This is a genomic window from Synechococcus sp. H55.7 (assembly GCF_047462395.1).
Lineage (GTDB): Bacteria > Cyanobacteriota > Cyanobacteriia > Thermostichales > Thermostichaceae > Thermostichus.
Map to the genome: position 1 here is coordinate 31,683 of NZ_JANSJD010000003.1, position 14,026 is coordinate 45,708.

Below are 14,026 nucleotides of genomic sequence, written 5' to 3' on the forward strand. Positions count from 1 at the left end.
TCAGAGTCCATTTAACTGGCCATCTTAATAAAAGCGACAGGTAAAGAAACGGTTTTCCCAGTAACGGTCTGGGCTTCCTCAGTTCCTGTTTATTTTTTGGGGCCTTGCGAGTTAAGCCACCGCTCGATGATGTGGTGAATTTGCCGGGCGGCAGTGCCGTCGCCGAAGGGGTTTTGGGCTTGAGCCATGCGGGCATAGGCCTGGGGATCCGTGAGCAATTCTCGGGCCGCCTGCAGGATTTTTTCGGGGTGGGTGCCCACCAGGCGGGCGGTGCCGGCGGCAACGGCTTCCGGGCGTTCGGTGGTTTGCCGCAGCACCAGCACCGGTTTGCCCAAAGCTGGCGCCTCTTCTTGAATGCCGCCGGAGTCGCTGAGAATGAAGGTGCAGCGCTGCATGGCGCTCACCCAGCAGGGATAGTCCAAGGGATCGGTGAGAAAAACCCGCTCCCGGGATCCCAACAGGGCCTGCAGGGGATCCCGCACCACCGGGTTGGGGTGGAGGGGCAACAGAAGGGCGGTATCGGGGAACTCGGCCAAAAGTTGCAGCAGGGCCTTGGCGATGGTTGTGAGGGGATCCCCCCAGTTTTCCCGCCGGTGCACGGTAACCAACAAAACCCGATAGCGCTCCCAGTCCAGGCCAGGGATGGGACAGGGGAGCCCGAGGGAGGCCACCTGCAGCAGGGCATCGATGACGGTGTTGCCGGTGCAGTAAATGGAGCCGACCACGTGGCTGCGCTTAAGGTTCTCCACCGCCTGGGGGGTGGGGGCAAAGTGCAGGCTGGCCAACTGGGAGATGAGGCGGCGATTGGCCTCTTCGGGGAAAGGATGGTAGAGATCATCCGTGCGCAGGCCGGCTTCCACATGCCCCACCGGGATGCGTTGATAGAAAGCGGCCAGAGCAGCAGCGAAGGCGGTGGTGGTGTCGCCCTGCACCAGAACCAGTTGGGGCTGGCGCTCCTGAAAATAAGGCTCAAGGCCGCGCAGGGTGGCTTCGGTGATATCGGTCAGGCTTTGGCGGGGACGCATGATCCCTAGATCCCGATCCGCCTGCAGGCCAAAAAGTTGCATCACCTGATCCACCATCTCCCGGTGTTGCCCGGTCAAGATTACCTCGGTGCGCAGATGGGGACTGGCGCGCAGGGCTTGGATCACCGGGGCCAGCTTGATGGCTTCGGGCCGCGTGCCCAAGATCACAGAAACCAGGGGAAGGGTGGCCATAGGTTTATGGGCAGCGGTTTCCCCAAGCTCACAAGCCGCCAGGATAGGGATTTTGCTCAGTCAGGCTGGGAGCAGAACCCGGAAGAGGTTGTGCTCTCTTGTTCACCTACCCCGATCTTAGCTCCCCAGCCACTCCGCTGATCGTTCACCGGATATGCCGGACAGAAAAAGGTTGACGGGATCCCCCTTTGGCAACTAGCCTAAAAAGGGCTGAAGAGATCCTCTTCAGGCTGTCCGGGTTGTTCCGGTTCAACTTTCTTGGAGGAAAACGTTCAACACCATGGACGCTTCTGGCAGTTGTAGCACTGGCCGGCAAGGATCGCTCTTCGGGGATCAAATCCTTGGAGACCTACATCCTACTGGTGTCTTCCTTTTTCCCGCTGACAGCTTCAGTCGTCGCTTGAGAGGATCCCGTTTCGCCAACGCGAAGGGGCAGGAGAGCTTTCTCAAATAGCTTCTGGCTTGGGTGGCTCTCTCGGTCGGCGACGAACAGATGGGCTGAGCAGAGCTCGACCTGAGCATCGGAAAAGGGAAAATCAGGAGTGCTTCAAAGGGGACTTCCCCTGGCTTTGGCTTTTGTAGGTGTTCGTGGGCCAGGGGATCCCTTTTATCGACTTGGGCTTTTGGGCTTCGAGTCGGGTCTAAGGCTTTGTGAGGCGTTCAGCTTCAGGGCTCCCATGAGCTTTGGAGCACGAGTTGGCCGTTGCCCTCCGGGTCTTTTATCCGGCTAACTTCAACCTTCGGAGGTTTGTTATGCGGCAAAACATGCTTCGCGATCTTCTCTCTCCCGCCTCTTTGGAAGCCGCCAAGCGAGCGGCCAATCGTGCCCCTATTGCCGAGCTGGTGCAGCAGTTAATGGAGATTTCTCCACGGCAGCGGGTTTTGGCTTTTCGCCTGTTGGAAAAAGACAAAGCTATGGCGGTATTTGAGTATCTGCGGCCCGAAGAACAGGCCGATCTCATCCGCAGCATGGAAGACCCAGAGGTGATCCGGCTGGTGGAAGCCCTACCCCCAGACGAGCGGGTGCGTCTATTTGAGGAGCTGCCGGCCAAAGTTACCAAGCGGCTGATCGCCAACCTCAGCCCAGAAGCCCGTGAAGCCGTGAATATCCTGCTGAACTACCCGGAGCGCAGTGCCGGTCGGCTGATGAACCTGCGCTACTTGGCGGTGCGCGATACCCTCACCGTCGGGGCGGCTTTGGCCAGCGTGCGCGACTCCCAACTGGGGGACGACGAGCTGGATGTCATCTTTGCGGTCGATGACCAGCGGTTCTACAAAGGTCTGGTGCGCACCGTGCGGCTGGTGAAAGTGGATCCCGACCTACCCATTCGGGAGCTGATCGAAGGATCGGATATTGTTGCTCGGGTTACCGATCGAGATTTGCAAGCAGCCCGCCTGCTTAAGGATTCCGGCTTGCCGGCCATTCCGGTGGTAGACAGCGAAGGGCGCTTGGTGGGGGATATCACCTTTGAGGATGTGATCAACTTGGTGGAAGAGGAGGCTACGGATGCGGCTTTGGCCCAGGCCGGGGTGGCTAGCTTGCTCAGCCGCGATAAGGTGTGGAGCGAGCGGCTGGTCAAGGGATCCCGCTGGTATTCTGTGCGTTTGCGCCTCACTTTTTTGATCATCACCCTGATCGGCGGCATGTTGGTGGGGGGAGTGATTGAAACCTTTGAGGAAGTGTTGCAGGCAGTTACAGCGGCGGCTGTTTTCATCCCGGTGATCATGGATATGGGCGGCAATGTTGGCACCCAATCCACCACCATCTTTGCCCGTGGTCTCGCCTGGGGCCATATCAACGTGAAGCAGTTTCTTGGCTACTTGCTGCGAGAAGCCAGTATTGGCGGCATTATTGGTGTCATTCTAGGGGTTGCGGCTGGGGTGATTGCTTACTTCTGGCAGGGAGCACCCAATGGGATCCCACAGTTGGGTCTCGCAGTGGGCCTATCTATGGCCATTGTGTTGACTTTGGGAGCTTTTCTGGGAGCGATTCTGCCCTGGATCCTCTTAAAGCTGGGCTTTGACCACGCTCCCGGGGCAGACCCTTTCATCACCACCATCAAAGACTTCACCGGTCTCTGGGTGTATTTCACCCTGGTAGCTTGGCTGGTCGGCGTTGAAGTCGAGCTCTGAGGCCGCTCTTTTCCCCTTGCAGTCCAACTTCGGCTCCCAGGCTACCCCCGGCCTGGGGGAGCTGGTTTGAGATTGAATCCGATTATTCGTTCAGGAGGTGTGCCATGACCTTGAAAGCTCCTTCCACCACAGCTCAGTTCCGGTTGCTGCTGCAGCGCTACGCCCATCGAGTCAGCATAACCTGCGCTTTAGAAACAGGTGGTAAGCTGGCCCCAGAAGTGGCCTTTGCTCAACTGGAAACCCTCTGGCAGGCTCTGGAACAGGCGGCCAAAGCCCTTGGGATCCCAGATGTAGCCGACTAGCCCTCACTCCTCCACGAGAACTGGAGCCTGACCTATGACCTGGATCGACTTCACCTTCCGCCTAACGGTTGCTTTTATTTTGGGATCCCTCATCGGGTTGGAGCGACAGTGGCGGCAGCGCATGGCCGGCCTGCGCACCAACACCTTGGTGGCCACCGGTTCAGCCTTGTTTGTCATGCTCTCAGTTCTCACTCCTGATGAAAGCAGCCCGACCCGCATTGCTGCCCAGGTGGTGTCGGGGATCGGCTTTTTGGCCGGGGGCGTCATCCTCAAAGAAGGGGCCAGCGTGCGCGGCTTGAACACCGCTGCCACCATCTGGTGTGCGGCTGCCGTGGGAGCCTTTGCCGGGGCGGGGTATATTCCCCAAGCCGCTATTGGGGCAGGAGCTGTGCTGATTTCCAATATTCTGCTGCGCCCCCTGGGCTACCGCATCAACCAGCAGCCCCTCAAAGGCACAGAACTGGAACTGGTCTATGAGTGTTCATTTATTTGCAAAAGCCATGCGGAAGCCCACCTGCGCGCTCTGCTGCTGCAGGGCATAGCCCCTTCCCATCTCAAATTGCGAGCTCTCTACAGCGAAGATCTGGAGAACAAGCCCGACCTCGTTAAAGTCGAAGCGGAGCTGGTTACTCAAACCCGCGATGACCAGGCTCTAGAACAGGTTGTCAGCCGCCTCAGCTTAGAGCCAGGAGTGATTACTGCCCGCTGGCGGATCATCGAACAGGAATTTGGATAATCCGAACTTTTTCTCCCGACTTCATGGAAGTTCTATAGCCAAAAGGCAGAATGTGACCAGCTCAACACAGAGCGGACCCTTGGGATATGAGGCGAGAGGAGATTTTGTAGTCCAAGCGGAAGCAGATCCTATAGTTGTGGTTATTTCAAACCCGACTACACTCCTCGGTGCTCCGCTTCACTGATGCAACAAACTGTTTCATGACCATTTGAAATAACTACAATCGTTTACCCTAACAATTCCCAACTGGTTACCAACGCAAACAGCAGAAACAAGCCGCCCCCCACCCAATGCACAGCCCGTTCAGAGATGTGGGCTGCTAAGAAGCGACCACCCACCACCGCCAACCCCACCATCAGCCCATGGCCGAGGGTGGCCCCTGCCCAGACACTCAATCCCGGATGGGTGGCTGCCAAAGAAACGGTAGCAATCTGAGTTTTGTCCCCGAACTCGGCCAAGGCGGTCAGGCTAAAGGCCTCCCACACAACAGCCCAAGCCCCGCCGTGGCCAGCGCCTTTTGCTTCGGCTTGCTCCACCAGTCTGAGGGCTTCTTTCTCTTCTTCCTTCTCCTGCTGGGGAGTCATTTGGTAAGCTTGCCAGAGCATTCTTAGTCCAAAAGCCGCGAAAACTCCAGCCGATAGCACTCGCACACCCAGGGGTGGCAGCAGCTTAAAAAGCACTTTCCCGGCCACCACCGCCAGCAAGGTCATAGCGGCCAAAGCCAGCCACGTTCCCAAAAAAACCCAGCGGCGCGGGTGGCGCATAGCCAGAATCAGGGGGGTAAAAAAGGTCTTGTCCCCAAATTCCGCTACCGTGACCAATAACAAACTGGACGCAAAACCAGCCCACATTGTTTAGCCTCCAACCTCTCTTGTGTGTGGAATTGGCTCACACCTGGAGGCGAAGGCTGGAGAAGTCAGACGGACTCACCAAGCTCACCTCCGCGTGAACTCAGTGAAAGTCTCGTCACCAAAGCAAGATCCTCTGCTTGCCTTGTCTCTTGCACCGGGCTGTTTTCAGCCAGTATGTCGATGCAGAGGGCGGTAAGCCGCCTGACTACTCCCTTTCCAGCCTGAATGGTAGCATGCTCAGCTCATCAAGAAAAGCTCTCCGTTCGCGCCCGTAGCCCTTTGGGATCCCTGACATGCCGTGCCTTGCCGATGTTGATGCTGCTTCCCGCAACTATGCAGGAGAGACAGGTTATCATGGTCACGGTTCAAGAAAAAATCAGGAGAAGACCACGTGGATGCAAAGCTAGTCTTGGTGGGGGTTGCTCTTGCCCTCTCTTTGGCAAGTTTTTACTTCGGCACCCGCAACGGCTTTTACGACACCGACAAATATCACGGCAATGGCTCCGCCCACTAGAGCTGAGCACTGGTTTTTTCTTGGTATTTTTTCATGGATCCCTTGCCCAGAAGAGCTTCCCGCCAGAATACAGGCGATGCTGGAGAGGGCTGGGTGCGGCAATATCTGTGTCAGCAAGGCTGGCAGATCCTGGCTCAGCAATGGCGCTGCCGTTGGGGTGAGTTGGATCTGGTTGCCCACAGAGCAGATGTGCTGATTTTTGTAGAAGTGAAAACCCGCAGCCCCGGTAGCTGGGATCAAGGTGGGCTTTTGGCGGTTGCGATCCCCAAGCAGCGACGCTTGATCCGAGCTGCCCAGGCCTTCTTGAGTCAGCATCCTCACTTTTGCGAATTGTCCTGCCGCTTTGATGTCGCCTTGATAGAGCGCCGGTCCTCTCAAGAAGGGGCAAGCTATGTGTTGGTTGATTACCTGGAAGCAGCTTTTGAGATTTTTTGAGGCCAACTCACCTTGCTTGTCAAGACTACCGGCCTCAATAGGATCATCCAAGTGGCTGATGTGTGGCGGCCCTGGCCTATTTTTTTCTGGCCAGGAAGATCATGGTTAGTTAGACCGCGAAAAGAGAGTCTTCCCCCGGATCCCTTTCCGTTCGCGCTAGCGGGCCGTAGGCCTTGGATGGGATACAAGATTGGCCCAGACGACCGACCACCGAAAACAGCTCCGCTTGTTCCACTACGCCCTTGAAGCGCCCTTCTCGATCTACAACGGCGATGGGAACTTCTCGATCCCAGTAGCGAAATAGCTCCTCCAAGCTGGTGGAAGCCTGAACTTGAGGAAAGTCTGTCCGCATTGCTGTGTGGATATCTTCCTCTCCTGCCTGTAGAGCCTGTTCCAGAGACGCCGGAGATAAAACCCCCACAGGACGCCCCTGGCGATCCAATACATACAGAGTGCTGAGATCATGCTCGCGCATTTGGGCAGCCGCAGCCGAAAGAGAATGGGCTGTGAGAAAATCTACGTCGTTGCTGGCCAGAGCGGCATGGGCCAAAGCCACCTGAAGCTGTTGCGTGGGCTCAACCTGATAGCCTAGTTCCCGCAACCCCTCGTTGATGATCTCGGCCAAAAATAGCGAGTAAAAATTGGTCGAGGCAGCAGGCCGGATCACCTTACCCTCTGCCCCGGCTCTCCTCTGAGAAAAGACCGGCGATGAAGCTGGGGATCCCATTACAAAGGCCAACCCCAAACTCAACAGGACGGCAGAGCGGCCCAGCGAAAACAAACTCTTAACCATTGCCAAACAAGCTCCAAAGTGCAAGATGACACCGATGCGTCTTGGAATGCTTAACCCAGAGATTTCCAGTTTTTAACTGATTTTTAACCATCTCTTGACTTGCATTTTTGTTGATCGGCATCGCTGTGCTGAGCCGATCTTAACAGCTTTGCGATGCAGCCCTCAGACACGACAGGCAAGATTTGCATCAAGACTGTAAGCAGGAAGAATTTTTACTCAAAAGCTGGGTCTACAGCCCCGTCTTTTTGAGGATTGGGCCCATGTATGCAAAACAACCAAGTGGGGATCCCTCAGCAGCTTGAAGCACTGTCAAGTTGGGAAGGATTGGAAGCCGATCCATTCTCATTTGGGATGGCAGGATCCCCGGCTCTTTTCTGCGCGCCCAGAAGCGGCAACGGATGCGGGCTGGGTTGCGAGCTTGGCGTAGGGATCCCGTGGCTGCGGCAGAGCCTGGGGCAAGCTGGTATAAGATTTTCTTTCCCCGCCATCCCAGGTAGATAGCATGAAAGCACACGAGTTCTGGGCTCGCACCGACAGCCAAGGTCAACTGATTTTGCCTGTGCAGGCGCAGGAACAATTGCCCAAAAATCAACTTGTGCGGGTGCTGGTGTTGGTGGATGAGGGGGAGCCGGCAGATTCTTCACAAGAGCAGCAGCCCACCGCCTCATCAGACGAGGAGCATCTTGGGTACGGAGACACCGTTCCCTACGACGGCATTTAAGTTCACCTGAGTTCACCTCAAAGCGCGCTGTCAATAGAGGGGATCTTGGCCGGACAGCCGCCAGCGGTTCAGGTGGGAGACGCACCGCGAGCGCTCCGGGCCGCTTCCCTCCCCTCCGCCCTCTCTCAGGGGGAGAAGGAAGTTAAGAGCTCCGCCCCGCCGCCGCGATCAGCTCTGCTTGCAACCGTTCCTGGGCCGCCTGCAAAGCCTCTGCCAGTTTCTCCGGTTGCTTGCCACCGGCTTGGGCCAAGTTGGGCCGTCCGCCGCCGCCCCCCCCGGTGAGTTTGGCGATCTCGCCGATGAAGGAGCCTGCCTTCAGGCCAAGTTGCTGCACCGCCGGGCTAAAGGCGGCCACTAGGCTGACCTTGCCGGCTTCCGGCACCGAGCCCAGCACCACCGCCCCTTGCCCCAGCTTGTGGAGCAGATGCTCGGCGGCGGTTTTGAGGGCCTCGGCGGGGGTGGATCCCAGTTCCGCCACCAAGATCTTGAGATCTCCGACGGCAGCCGCCGCGGACAACAAACGTTCGGCCTGCAGCAAAGCCAACTGGCTGCGCACCTCCTCCAGCTCTTTTTGGGCGGCCTTCAGCTCCGCCTGCAGGGCGGCGACCCGCTCCGGCAGTTCCTGGGGCTTGGCCTTGAAATGGGCGCTCAGCTCCCGCACCACCTTGTCCCGCTCGTTCAGGTATTCCAGCACCGCCGGCCCGGCCACAGCCTCGATGCGACGGATCCCGGCAGCCACCCCGGTCTCGGCGATGATCTTAAACAGGCCGATCTCGGCGGTGTTGTTGACATGGGTGCCACCACACAGCTCCATCGAAACGCCCGGAAAGTCGATCACCCGCACCTCGGCGCCGTATTTTTCCCCGAACATGGCCACGGCTCCTTTGGCTTTGGCCTCCGTTAAGGGCATGATGGCCACCTGAGCCGCATGGGCCTCGGCAATCCAGGTGTTCACCAAGTTTTCAACCTGTTCCAGCTCCGCGGGGGTGACGGGTCGGGAGAGGGTGAAATCAAAGCGCAGCCGGTCAAAGGCCACCAGGGATCCCGCCTGGCTGATGGAGGGATCGACAATTTTTTTCAGGGCTGCCTGCAGCAGGTGGGTGGCGGTGTGGTGGGCCTGGGCGCGCCGCCGACAGGCCAAGTCGATCTGAGCTTGCACCGGATCCCCCACCCGCAGGATCCCGCGTTCTACCCGGCCAAAGTGAACAAACAGATCCCCTTGCTTTTGCACATCTTCCACGCGCACCAGCAAGCCGTCGCCGGAGAGGTAGCCACGGTCGCCGATTTGCCCGCCAGATTCGGCATAGAAAGGGGTGCGATCCAAGACAATCTGCACCGCTTGCCCTGCCTCCACTTGGGGCACCGATTTTCCTTCCACCAACAGGGCCTCGACCACGCCGCGGGCAGAAGATTGGCTGTAGCCCAAAAACTCTGTTTGGCTGAGAAAATCGGCCAGCTCGTCCAGGGATCCCTGGGCCGTCAGGTCGATGGTCTGGTGGGCGGCGCGGGCCCGCTGCCGCTGTTTCTCCATCTCTTGCTCAAAGCCCTCTAGATCCACGCTGAAGCCGCGTTCCTGGGCAATTTCTTGGGTCAGCTCCAGCGGGAAGCCGTAGGTATCGAAGAGCTTGAAAGCGTCGGCACCGGAGATCTGCTTTGGCGAGCCGCCGTTGCCAGGGGAAGATTCGACGGCAGCAAACAGATCCAGCAGCAGCCGTTCCCCCCGCTCCAGGGTCTTGAGAAATTGCTCCTCTTCCCGCTGCAGCTCGGTTTTGATCAGGGTTTCTCGCTCCCGCACCTGAGGATAGGCAGCCTCGGCCAACTGAATCGCGGTCTCTACCACCGGAATGGTAAAAGGCTCGCCGATCCCCAAGAGCCGCCCGTGGCGCACCATCCGCCGGATCAGCCGCCGCAGCACATAGCCCCGATCCACATTGGAAGGAAGCACCCCATCGGCAATCAAATGCATCACCGCCCGCGCGTGATCCCCGATCACCTTCAGGGAGATCTGCTGCTCTGGGTCGGCCTTGGCGTAGTTCAGCCCGGCGATCTCAGCCGCCGTTTGAATGATGGGAAAGATCAAGTCGGTCTCGTAGTTGTTGGGCACCCCCTGCAGCACCTGGGCCAGCCGCTCCAACCCCAGGCCGGTGTCAATGTTTTGCTTGGCCAGCGGCATCAGGCGACCTTCGCTATCCCGGTTCAGCTCCATGAACACCAGGTTGTAGATCTCCAGGAAGCGGGAGTCATCCTCCAAATCGATCCGCTCATCCCCCAGCTCCGGCTTGAAGTCATAGTAGATCTCAGAACAAGGGCCGCAAGGGCCGGTGGGGCCAGCAGCCCAGAAATTGTCCGCCTCTCCCAGGCGCTGGATGCGGTGGGCCGGGATCCCTACTTCATCTCGCCAGAGGGCAAAAGCCTCTTCATCTTCGTGAAAGACGCTCACCACCAGCCGTTCCGGCGGCAGGCCGAACACCTCCGTCACCAGCTCCCAGGCCCAGACAATGGCCTCTTTTTTGAAGTAGTCGCCGAAGCTGAAGTTGCCCAGCATCTCGAAGAAGGTGTGGTGGCGTGCCGTTCGCCCCACATTCTCGATGTCGTTGGTGCGCACACATTTTTGGGCGGTTGTAACCCGCGGGTACTCTGGATCCCGATGTCCCAAAAAGATCGGCTTAAAGGGCAACATGCCGGCAATGGTCAGCAGCACCGTCGGATCTTCCGGCACCAGGGAAGCGCTGGGCAACACCTGATGGCCCCGCTGGGCGTAGAAGTCCAGAAACGTTTGCCGAATGGCAGCACCGGAAAGAGCTGGAAACATGACAGGGCAAGATGGGTGTATTTATCAATTCTAAGTTTTCTGCCTGCGGGGCAGTCTAGCCCTTGTTGTCTTGACCTTGTTTCCCCCGCCCTCATCCGCGGAAAACTAAGCGATTTCTCCGATTATCCCCAGGGGGGGCAGACGCTAGAATCAGCCTAGCTGAGGCAGTTGTGCAAAATTTGTTTCTCCTTGGTCTAACCTGTATGTATCTATCACAACTGGCCTGTCCAGTTCTCGGCTCTGTGTCGGTTGTCCGGATCGCCAGCCGGTAACCCCAAAGGTATGTCCAACTGCTACTGCCTTAACCCTGCCTGCTTGCAACCGGAAAACCCGGCCGACGCCTCCACCTGTGCCGCCTGTGGCCATCCCCTCCTGCTGCGCAACCGCTACCGGGCCTTCAAGCGCATCGGCCAGGGGGGATTTGGCGCTACTTTCTTGGCCCGCGATGAGGACATGCCTTCCAAACCTTGGCGGGTGATCAAGCAGTTGCGCCCGGTCGAGGGATCCCCGCAACTGGCCAAGTTGGCGGAGGAGCTGTTCAATCGCGAGGCCCAAGTGTTGGAGCGCCTCGGCGAACATTCCCAGATCCCCAAGCTCTACGCCCACTTCCAGGAAGGTGGCAAGTTCTACCTGGTGCAGGAATTTATCCAGGGCATTACCCTCTCGCAGGAAATGCGTCGCCATGGGCCCTTTTCGGAAGCACAGGCCCGGCAGGTGATGCAGGAGGTGCTGCTGATCCTCAGCTATGTCCACAGCCACAACACCGTTCACCGCGACATTAAGCCAGCCAACCTCATTCGCCGCAAGGAGGATCAGCGGCTGGTGTTGATCGACTTTGGAGCTGTGAAGGAGCTGGGGCCAGCCCAGGAGCAGACGGCGGAGGTGACTGCGATCCGCTCCCTTGGCTTTTCTCCCCCAGAGCAAGTGGCCGGCCAGGCGGTCGGTCCCTCCAGCGATCTCTACGCTCTGGCGGCTACCTGTATCAACCTGATGACGTTGCAATCTCCGGCCAGGTTTTATAACCATGAGACGGGGGAGTGGGATTGGTCGGATTGCCTACAGCTCAGCCCCGAATTCGACGCCATTTTGCACCGCATGTTGCAGCCGGCCATCAACCAGCGCTTTGCCACCGCTACCGAGGTTTTGCGGGCGTTGCAAGGGATCCCGGTGGAGAAGGTAGGCGGCCCCATCTCCCAGCCCATTGTGCTGTCCGACTCTCCCCTGTCTCCAGGCTCCTCGGTGATCTCCGGCTATTGGGCCAAGCACCGCTCCGGCGGTTTCTCGCCCACTCCTCTCCCTCAGTCCAGCGCGGGGGGAATGACGGGCGGCAGCCCGGTAGCCATCCCCTCTGAGTGGGGGAGCAGCACCGGTTTCGCCCAAGTGAGCCGAGCCAGCAGCATCACCAGCGGCGGGCGGATCAAGCCGGCCACTCCACCGCGGATCCCTTCCATGGCGGGGGCCGATCTGCGGGGAAAGTCCTTTGCCAACCAAAACTTAGCCGGTTACGATTTGCGCCAGGCTGATCTGCGTGGAGCCGATTTCTCAGGGGCCAACTTGCAGGGGGCGGATCTGCGCGGCATCCTCTTCAACACCCCTCAACCCTATTGGCTGCAGGTTTTGGGTCGACTGTCTGGATCGGCCAAGACGTTGGGAGGGATCCTGGCGGGCTTAGGGGGGCTGCTGGGCTCGGGTATCCTGGCCTTTTTGCTGGTCCGCCTGACCACGGGTGATTTGGTTTATGCGTTGGGAGCGGCTGGGATCGCTTTTTTGGTGGCCAGCTCGGTGCTCTGGTCTGTGACCGGTAGGGTTCGTTTGGCTCGCCATCCAGAAGACCAGAGCAAGCGCTTTACCAACTTTTGCAAAGCCGATCTGCGGGGGGCACGGATGGACGAGAAGCTGCGGAAGTTTGCCCGCCGACAGGGGGCCATCTTGAGTTGACAGGGGGTGGCAGAGCGGGGATCCGGCTTTGTGATAAGTGTCATTAAGCCGGGGAGGCCCCTCTGCGAAGGGATTGGTTGACCTGTTCTGTCAGAGCTCGGCAGGCCACGGTTTTGCCCTGCTGCCGATTCCCAACTTGGTCGTAAAAGACAATGCCATCAGCCCGGGAAAAGCCCAACGCCAAGAACAACAGCTCCAAAACCCCAAAAGACACAGTCTCCAACTCCGGCGCTCGCTCCCTCAGCTCCGCCAGGGTGGCCTGGGCGTCTTCCAGGTGGCCAAAAGCCGGGATCCACACATGGCTGACCGGTTCGCCTCCCGGCGAGAACTCTGTCTGGTCGGGCTTTTCTACCACCCGCACCGTCAGCCAGCCGCCATCGGGATAGCGCAAGGTGGTGTATTGCAGGTGATCCAGATGTTGGGCCACCTGGGTGAGCACATCCGCCACCTGTTGCATCACCGCTGCTGGGATCCCATTTTGCGGAGCGCTATCCACAAGGGCTGCGGCCTGCCCTGCCAGACTCACCACCATGATTGACAACAATCCTCATCCAGATTCAAAATAGATATTCGCAGCGATTGGGGCTGTAGTTCAATTGGTTAGAGCACCGCCCTGTCACGGCGGAAGTTGCGGGTTCGAGCCCCGTCAGCCCCGTACTCCCGAACACACTCTAACCTAGGAAGTTTCCTGCAGTCTCGTTATGGCCACGCAGCGCTGACCGCTCCCAGGCTCTTTTCCCTCGCTCGTAGGAGGGTGGCTGCATTCCCCCAAAGACCGGAAGCAGCGGGATGTTTTCCTTTGGAATGACCATGGGCAGGGCGTGTTGCAAACGGCATCGGCAATGTAGATAGGGCCATCGTAGGTTTGAATTGTGTCTGCGAGGAGCCGGTTCCCTTCCCGCTAGCGGGCCGTAGGCCCTAAACGTTGCAGGATGCAGCTAAGACCAGATCTGGCGGATGGGCAAGGTAAAGCCGGGTAGCACCTCTTCCCCTGAGAGAGTTTGCGGGTCTTCCAGCAATTCCGGCGCCTTCCCTGCCCGGTAGATCATCGCCCGCTTGCTCTTGGGATCCAGCAGCCATCCCAGCCGGCAGCCGTTGTCCATGTACTCCTGCATCTTGGCCTGAGTTTGAGTCCAAGAGTCGGTGGGCGAGAGGATCTCCACCACAAAATCGGGGCACAAGGGCAGAAAGCCCTGACGGGCTTCCGGATCCAAAGCTTCCCACTTCTCAATCGGGATCCAGGCTAAATCGGGAGAGCGGTCGCTGCCCGAAGGCAGAGAAAAGCCGGTGGAGGAATCAAATGTTTTGCCCCGGCCCGATTGCCGATTCCAAAGAGTTAGATCTGTGGTGATCTCGGCGCTCCAGTGGCCCGTTTCTCCCCCGGTTGGAGACATGATGACCAGCTCTCCTTGGGCAGTGCGTTCCAACTTCAGCTCAGGATTAGCGGCACAAAGCCGGATAAAATTCGCCCGCGTCAGGGTTATCAAAGGGCTTAAATTGAGCGTCAAAGTCGTCATGGCAGGAATTGGGCGTTTATTTGTCTATTGTCTATAAATTGCAGGGCGTTTTGCCTT

The 14,026-nt window shown here is 58.5% G+C and carries 13 protein-coding genes and 1 tRNA gene; 8 read left to right on the forward strand and 6 right to left on the reverse strand.

Features of this window, described 5'->3' with window-relative positions:
• Positions 1 to 89: 89 nt before the first annotated feature.
• Positions 90 to 1,217, reverse strand: coding sequence for a non-hydrolyzing UDP-N-acetylglucosamine 2-epimerase (gene wecB, locus NW851_RS01950; RefSeq protein WP_414335074.1), 1,128 nt, complete (start codon positions 1,215 to 1,217; stop codon positions 90 to 92).
• A gap of 765 nt (positions 1,218 to 1,982) precedes the next feature.
• On the opposite strand from wecB, the gene mgtE reads away from it, so the two are divergent.
• The 3 genes from mgtE to NW851_RS01965 all read left to right on the forward strand — a co-directional run bounded on the left by mgtE (position 1,983) and on the right by NW851_RS01965 (position 4,388).
• A complete protein-coding gene (gene mgtE / locus NW851_RS01955) occupies positions 1,983 to 3,350 on the forward strand; it encodes a magnesium transporter (protein WP_414336797.1) in 1,368 nt (455 codons plus the stop codon).
• A 104-nt stretch (positions 3,351 to 3,454) separates the two neighbouring features.
• A complete protein-coding gene (locus NW851_RS01960) occupies positions 3,455 to 3,652 on the forward strand; it encodes a hypothetical protein (RefSeq protein WP_414336799.1) in 198 nt (65 codons plus the stop codon).
• Between the two features lie 34 nt (positions 3,653 to 3,686).
• On the forward strand, positions 3,687 to 4,388 hold the full coding sequence (locus NW851_RS01965) for an MgtC/SapB family protein (RefSeq protein ID WP_414335071.1): 702 nt from the start codon (positions 3,687 to 3,689) through the stop codon (positions 4,386 to 4,388).
• Positions 4,389 to 4,615: 227 nt separating this feature from the next.
• On the opposite strand, the gene NW851_RS01970 is transcribed toward NW851_RS01965, so the two are convergent.
• Entirely contained in the window at positions 4,616 to 5,209 is a 594-nt protein-coding gene (locus NW851_RS01970; protein ID WP_414336800.1) for a TMEM165/GDT1 family protein, read from the reverse strand.
• A 421-nt stretch (positions 5,210 to 5,630) separates the two neighbouring features.
• Here NW851_RS01970 and NW851_RS01975 point away from each other — a divergent pair, with 421 nt between their 5' ends.
• Together NW851_RS01975 and NW851_RS01980 are read left to right on the forward strand one after the other, a co-directional pair.
• Positions 5,631 to 5,753, forward strand: coding sequence for a hypothetical protein (locus NW851_RS01975; RefSeq protein WP_414335069.1), 123 nt, complete (start codon positions 5,631 to 5,633; stop codon positions 5,751 to 5,753).
• A gap of 33 nt (positions 5,754 to 5,786) precedes the next feature.
• Positions 5,787 to 6,188 (forward strand): YraN family protein, encoded by a 402-nt coding sequence (locus NW851_RS01980; RefSeq protein WP_414336802.1) that lies wholly within the window; start codon positions 5,787 to 5,789, stop codon positions 6,186 to 6,188.
• A 109-nt stretch (positions 6,189 to 6,297) separates the two neighbouring features.
• Here NW851_RS01980 and NW851_RS01985 read toward each other — a convergent pair whose 3' ends face one another.
• Positions 6,298 to 6,981 carry a CBS domain-containing protein gene (locus NW851_RS01985; protein WP_414336804.1) on the reverse strand — a complete coding sequence of 228 codons (684 nt, stop codon included), beginning with the start codon at positions 6,979 to 6,981 and terminating at the stop codon, positions 6,298 to 6,300.
• Between the two features lie 502 nt (positions 6,982 to 7,483).
• On the opposite strand from NW851_RS01985, the gene NW851_RS01990 reads away from it, so the two are divergent.
• Entirely contained in the window at positions 7,484 to 7,702 is a 219-nt protein-coding gene (locus tag NW851_RS01990; protein ID WP_414334313.1) for a hypothetical protein, read from the forward strand.
• Positions 7,703 to 7,844: 142 nt separating this feature from the next.
• Here the strand turns inward: NW851_RS01990 and alaS are convergent, their stop codons facing one another.
• Entirely contained in the window at positions 7,845 to 10,514 is a 2,670-nt protein-coding gene (alaS, locus tag NW851_RS01995; RefSeq protein WP_414336806.1) for an alanine--tRNA ligase, read from the reverse strand.
• A gap of 282 nt (positions 10,515 to 10,796) precedes the next feature.
• Between alaS and NW851_RS02000 the strand changes: the two genes are divergently transcribed.
• Complete coding sequence (locus tag NW851_RS02000) at positions 10,797 to 12,452, forward strand: protein kinase domain-containing protein (RefSeq protein ID WP_414334317.1); 1,656 nt, start codon at positions 10,797 to 10,799, stop codon at positions 12,450 to 12,452.
• A 43-nt stretch (positions 12,453 to 12,495) separates the two neighbouring features.
• On the opposite strand, the gene NW851_RS02005 is transcribed toward NW851_RS02000, so the two are convergent.
• Positions 12,496 to 12,984, reverse strand: coding sequence for a hypothetical protein (locus tag NW851_RS02005; protein WP_414336807.1), 489 nt, complete (start codon positions 12,982 to 12,984; stop codon positions 12,496 to 12,498).
• A 49-nt stretch (positions 12,985 to 13,033) separates the two neighbouring features.
• Between NW851_RS02005 and NW851_RS02010 the strand changes: the two genes are divergently transcribed.
• Positions 13,034 to 13,107 (forward strand) — tRNA-Asp (locus NW851_RS02010).
• Positions 13,108 to 13,390: 283 nt separating this feature from the next.
• Here NW851_RS02010 and NW851_RS02015 read toward each other — a convergent pair.
• The gene (locus NW851_RS02015) at positions 13,391 to 13,969 is read right to left on the reverse strand and encodes a Uma2 family endonuclease (protein WP_414336809.1); all 579 of its coding nucleotides are present in this window, start codon (positions 13,967 to 13,969) and stop codon (positions 13,391 to 13,393) included.
• Positions 13,970 to 14,026: the final 57 nt, after the last annotated feature.

Bases quoted from the DNA above. Each gene is read 5' to 3' on its own strand.
- NW851_RS02015 (WP_414336809.1), bottom strand. From the start codon at position 13,969: ATGACGACTTTGACGCTCAATTTAAGCCCTTTGATAACCCTGACGCGG.
- wecB (WP_414335074.1), bottom strand. From the start codon at position 1,217: ATGGCCACCCTTCCCCTGGTTTCTGTGATCTTGGGCACGCGGCCCGAA.
- NW851_RS02000 (WP_414334317.1), top strand. From the start codon at position 10,797: ATGTCCAACTGCTACTGCCTTAACCCTGCCTGCTTGCAACCGGAAAAC.
- NW851_RS01990 (WP_414334313.1), top strand. From the start codon at position 7,484: ATGAAAGCACACGAGTTCTGGGCTCGCACCGACAGCCAAGGTCAACTG.
- mgtE (WP_414336797.1), top strand. From the start codon at position 1,983: ATGCTTCGCGATCTTCTCTCTCCCGCCTCTTTGGAAGCCGCCAAGCGA.
- NW851_RS01980 (WP_414336802.1), top strand. From the start codon at position 5,787: ATGGATCCCTTGCCCAGAAGAGCTTCCCGCCAGAATACAGGCGATGCT.
- NW851_RS02005 (WP_414336807.1), bottom strand. From the start codon at position 12,984: ATGGTGGTGAGTCTGGCAGGGCAGGCCGCAGCCCTTGTGGATAGCGCT.
- alaS (WP_414336806.1), bottom strand. From the start codon at position 10,514: ATGTTTCCAGCTCTTTCCGGTGCTGCCATTCGGCAAACGTTTCTGGAC.
- NW851_RS01965 (WP_414335071.1), top strand. From the start codon at position 3,687: ATGACCTGGATCGACTTCACCTTCCGCCTAACGGTTGCTTTTATTTTG.
- NW851_RS01960 (WP_414336799.1), top strand. From the start codon at position 3,455: ATGACCTTGAAAGCTCCTTCCACCACAGCTCAGTTCCGGTTGCTGCTG.
- NW851_RS01985 (WP_414336804.1), bottom strand. From the start codon at position 6,981: ATGGTTAAGAGTTTGTTTTCGCTGGGCCGCTCTGCCGTCCTGTTGAGT.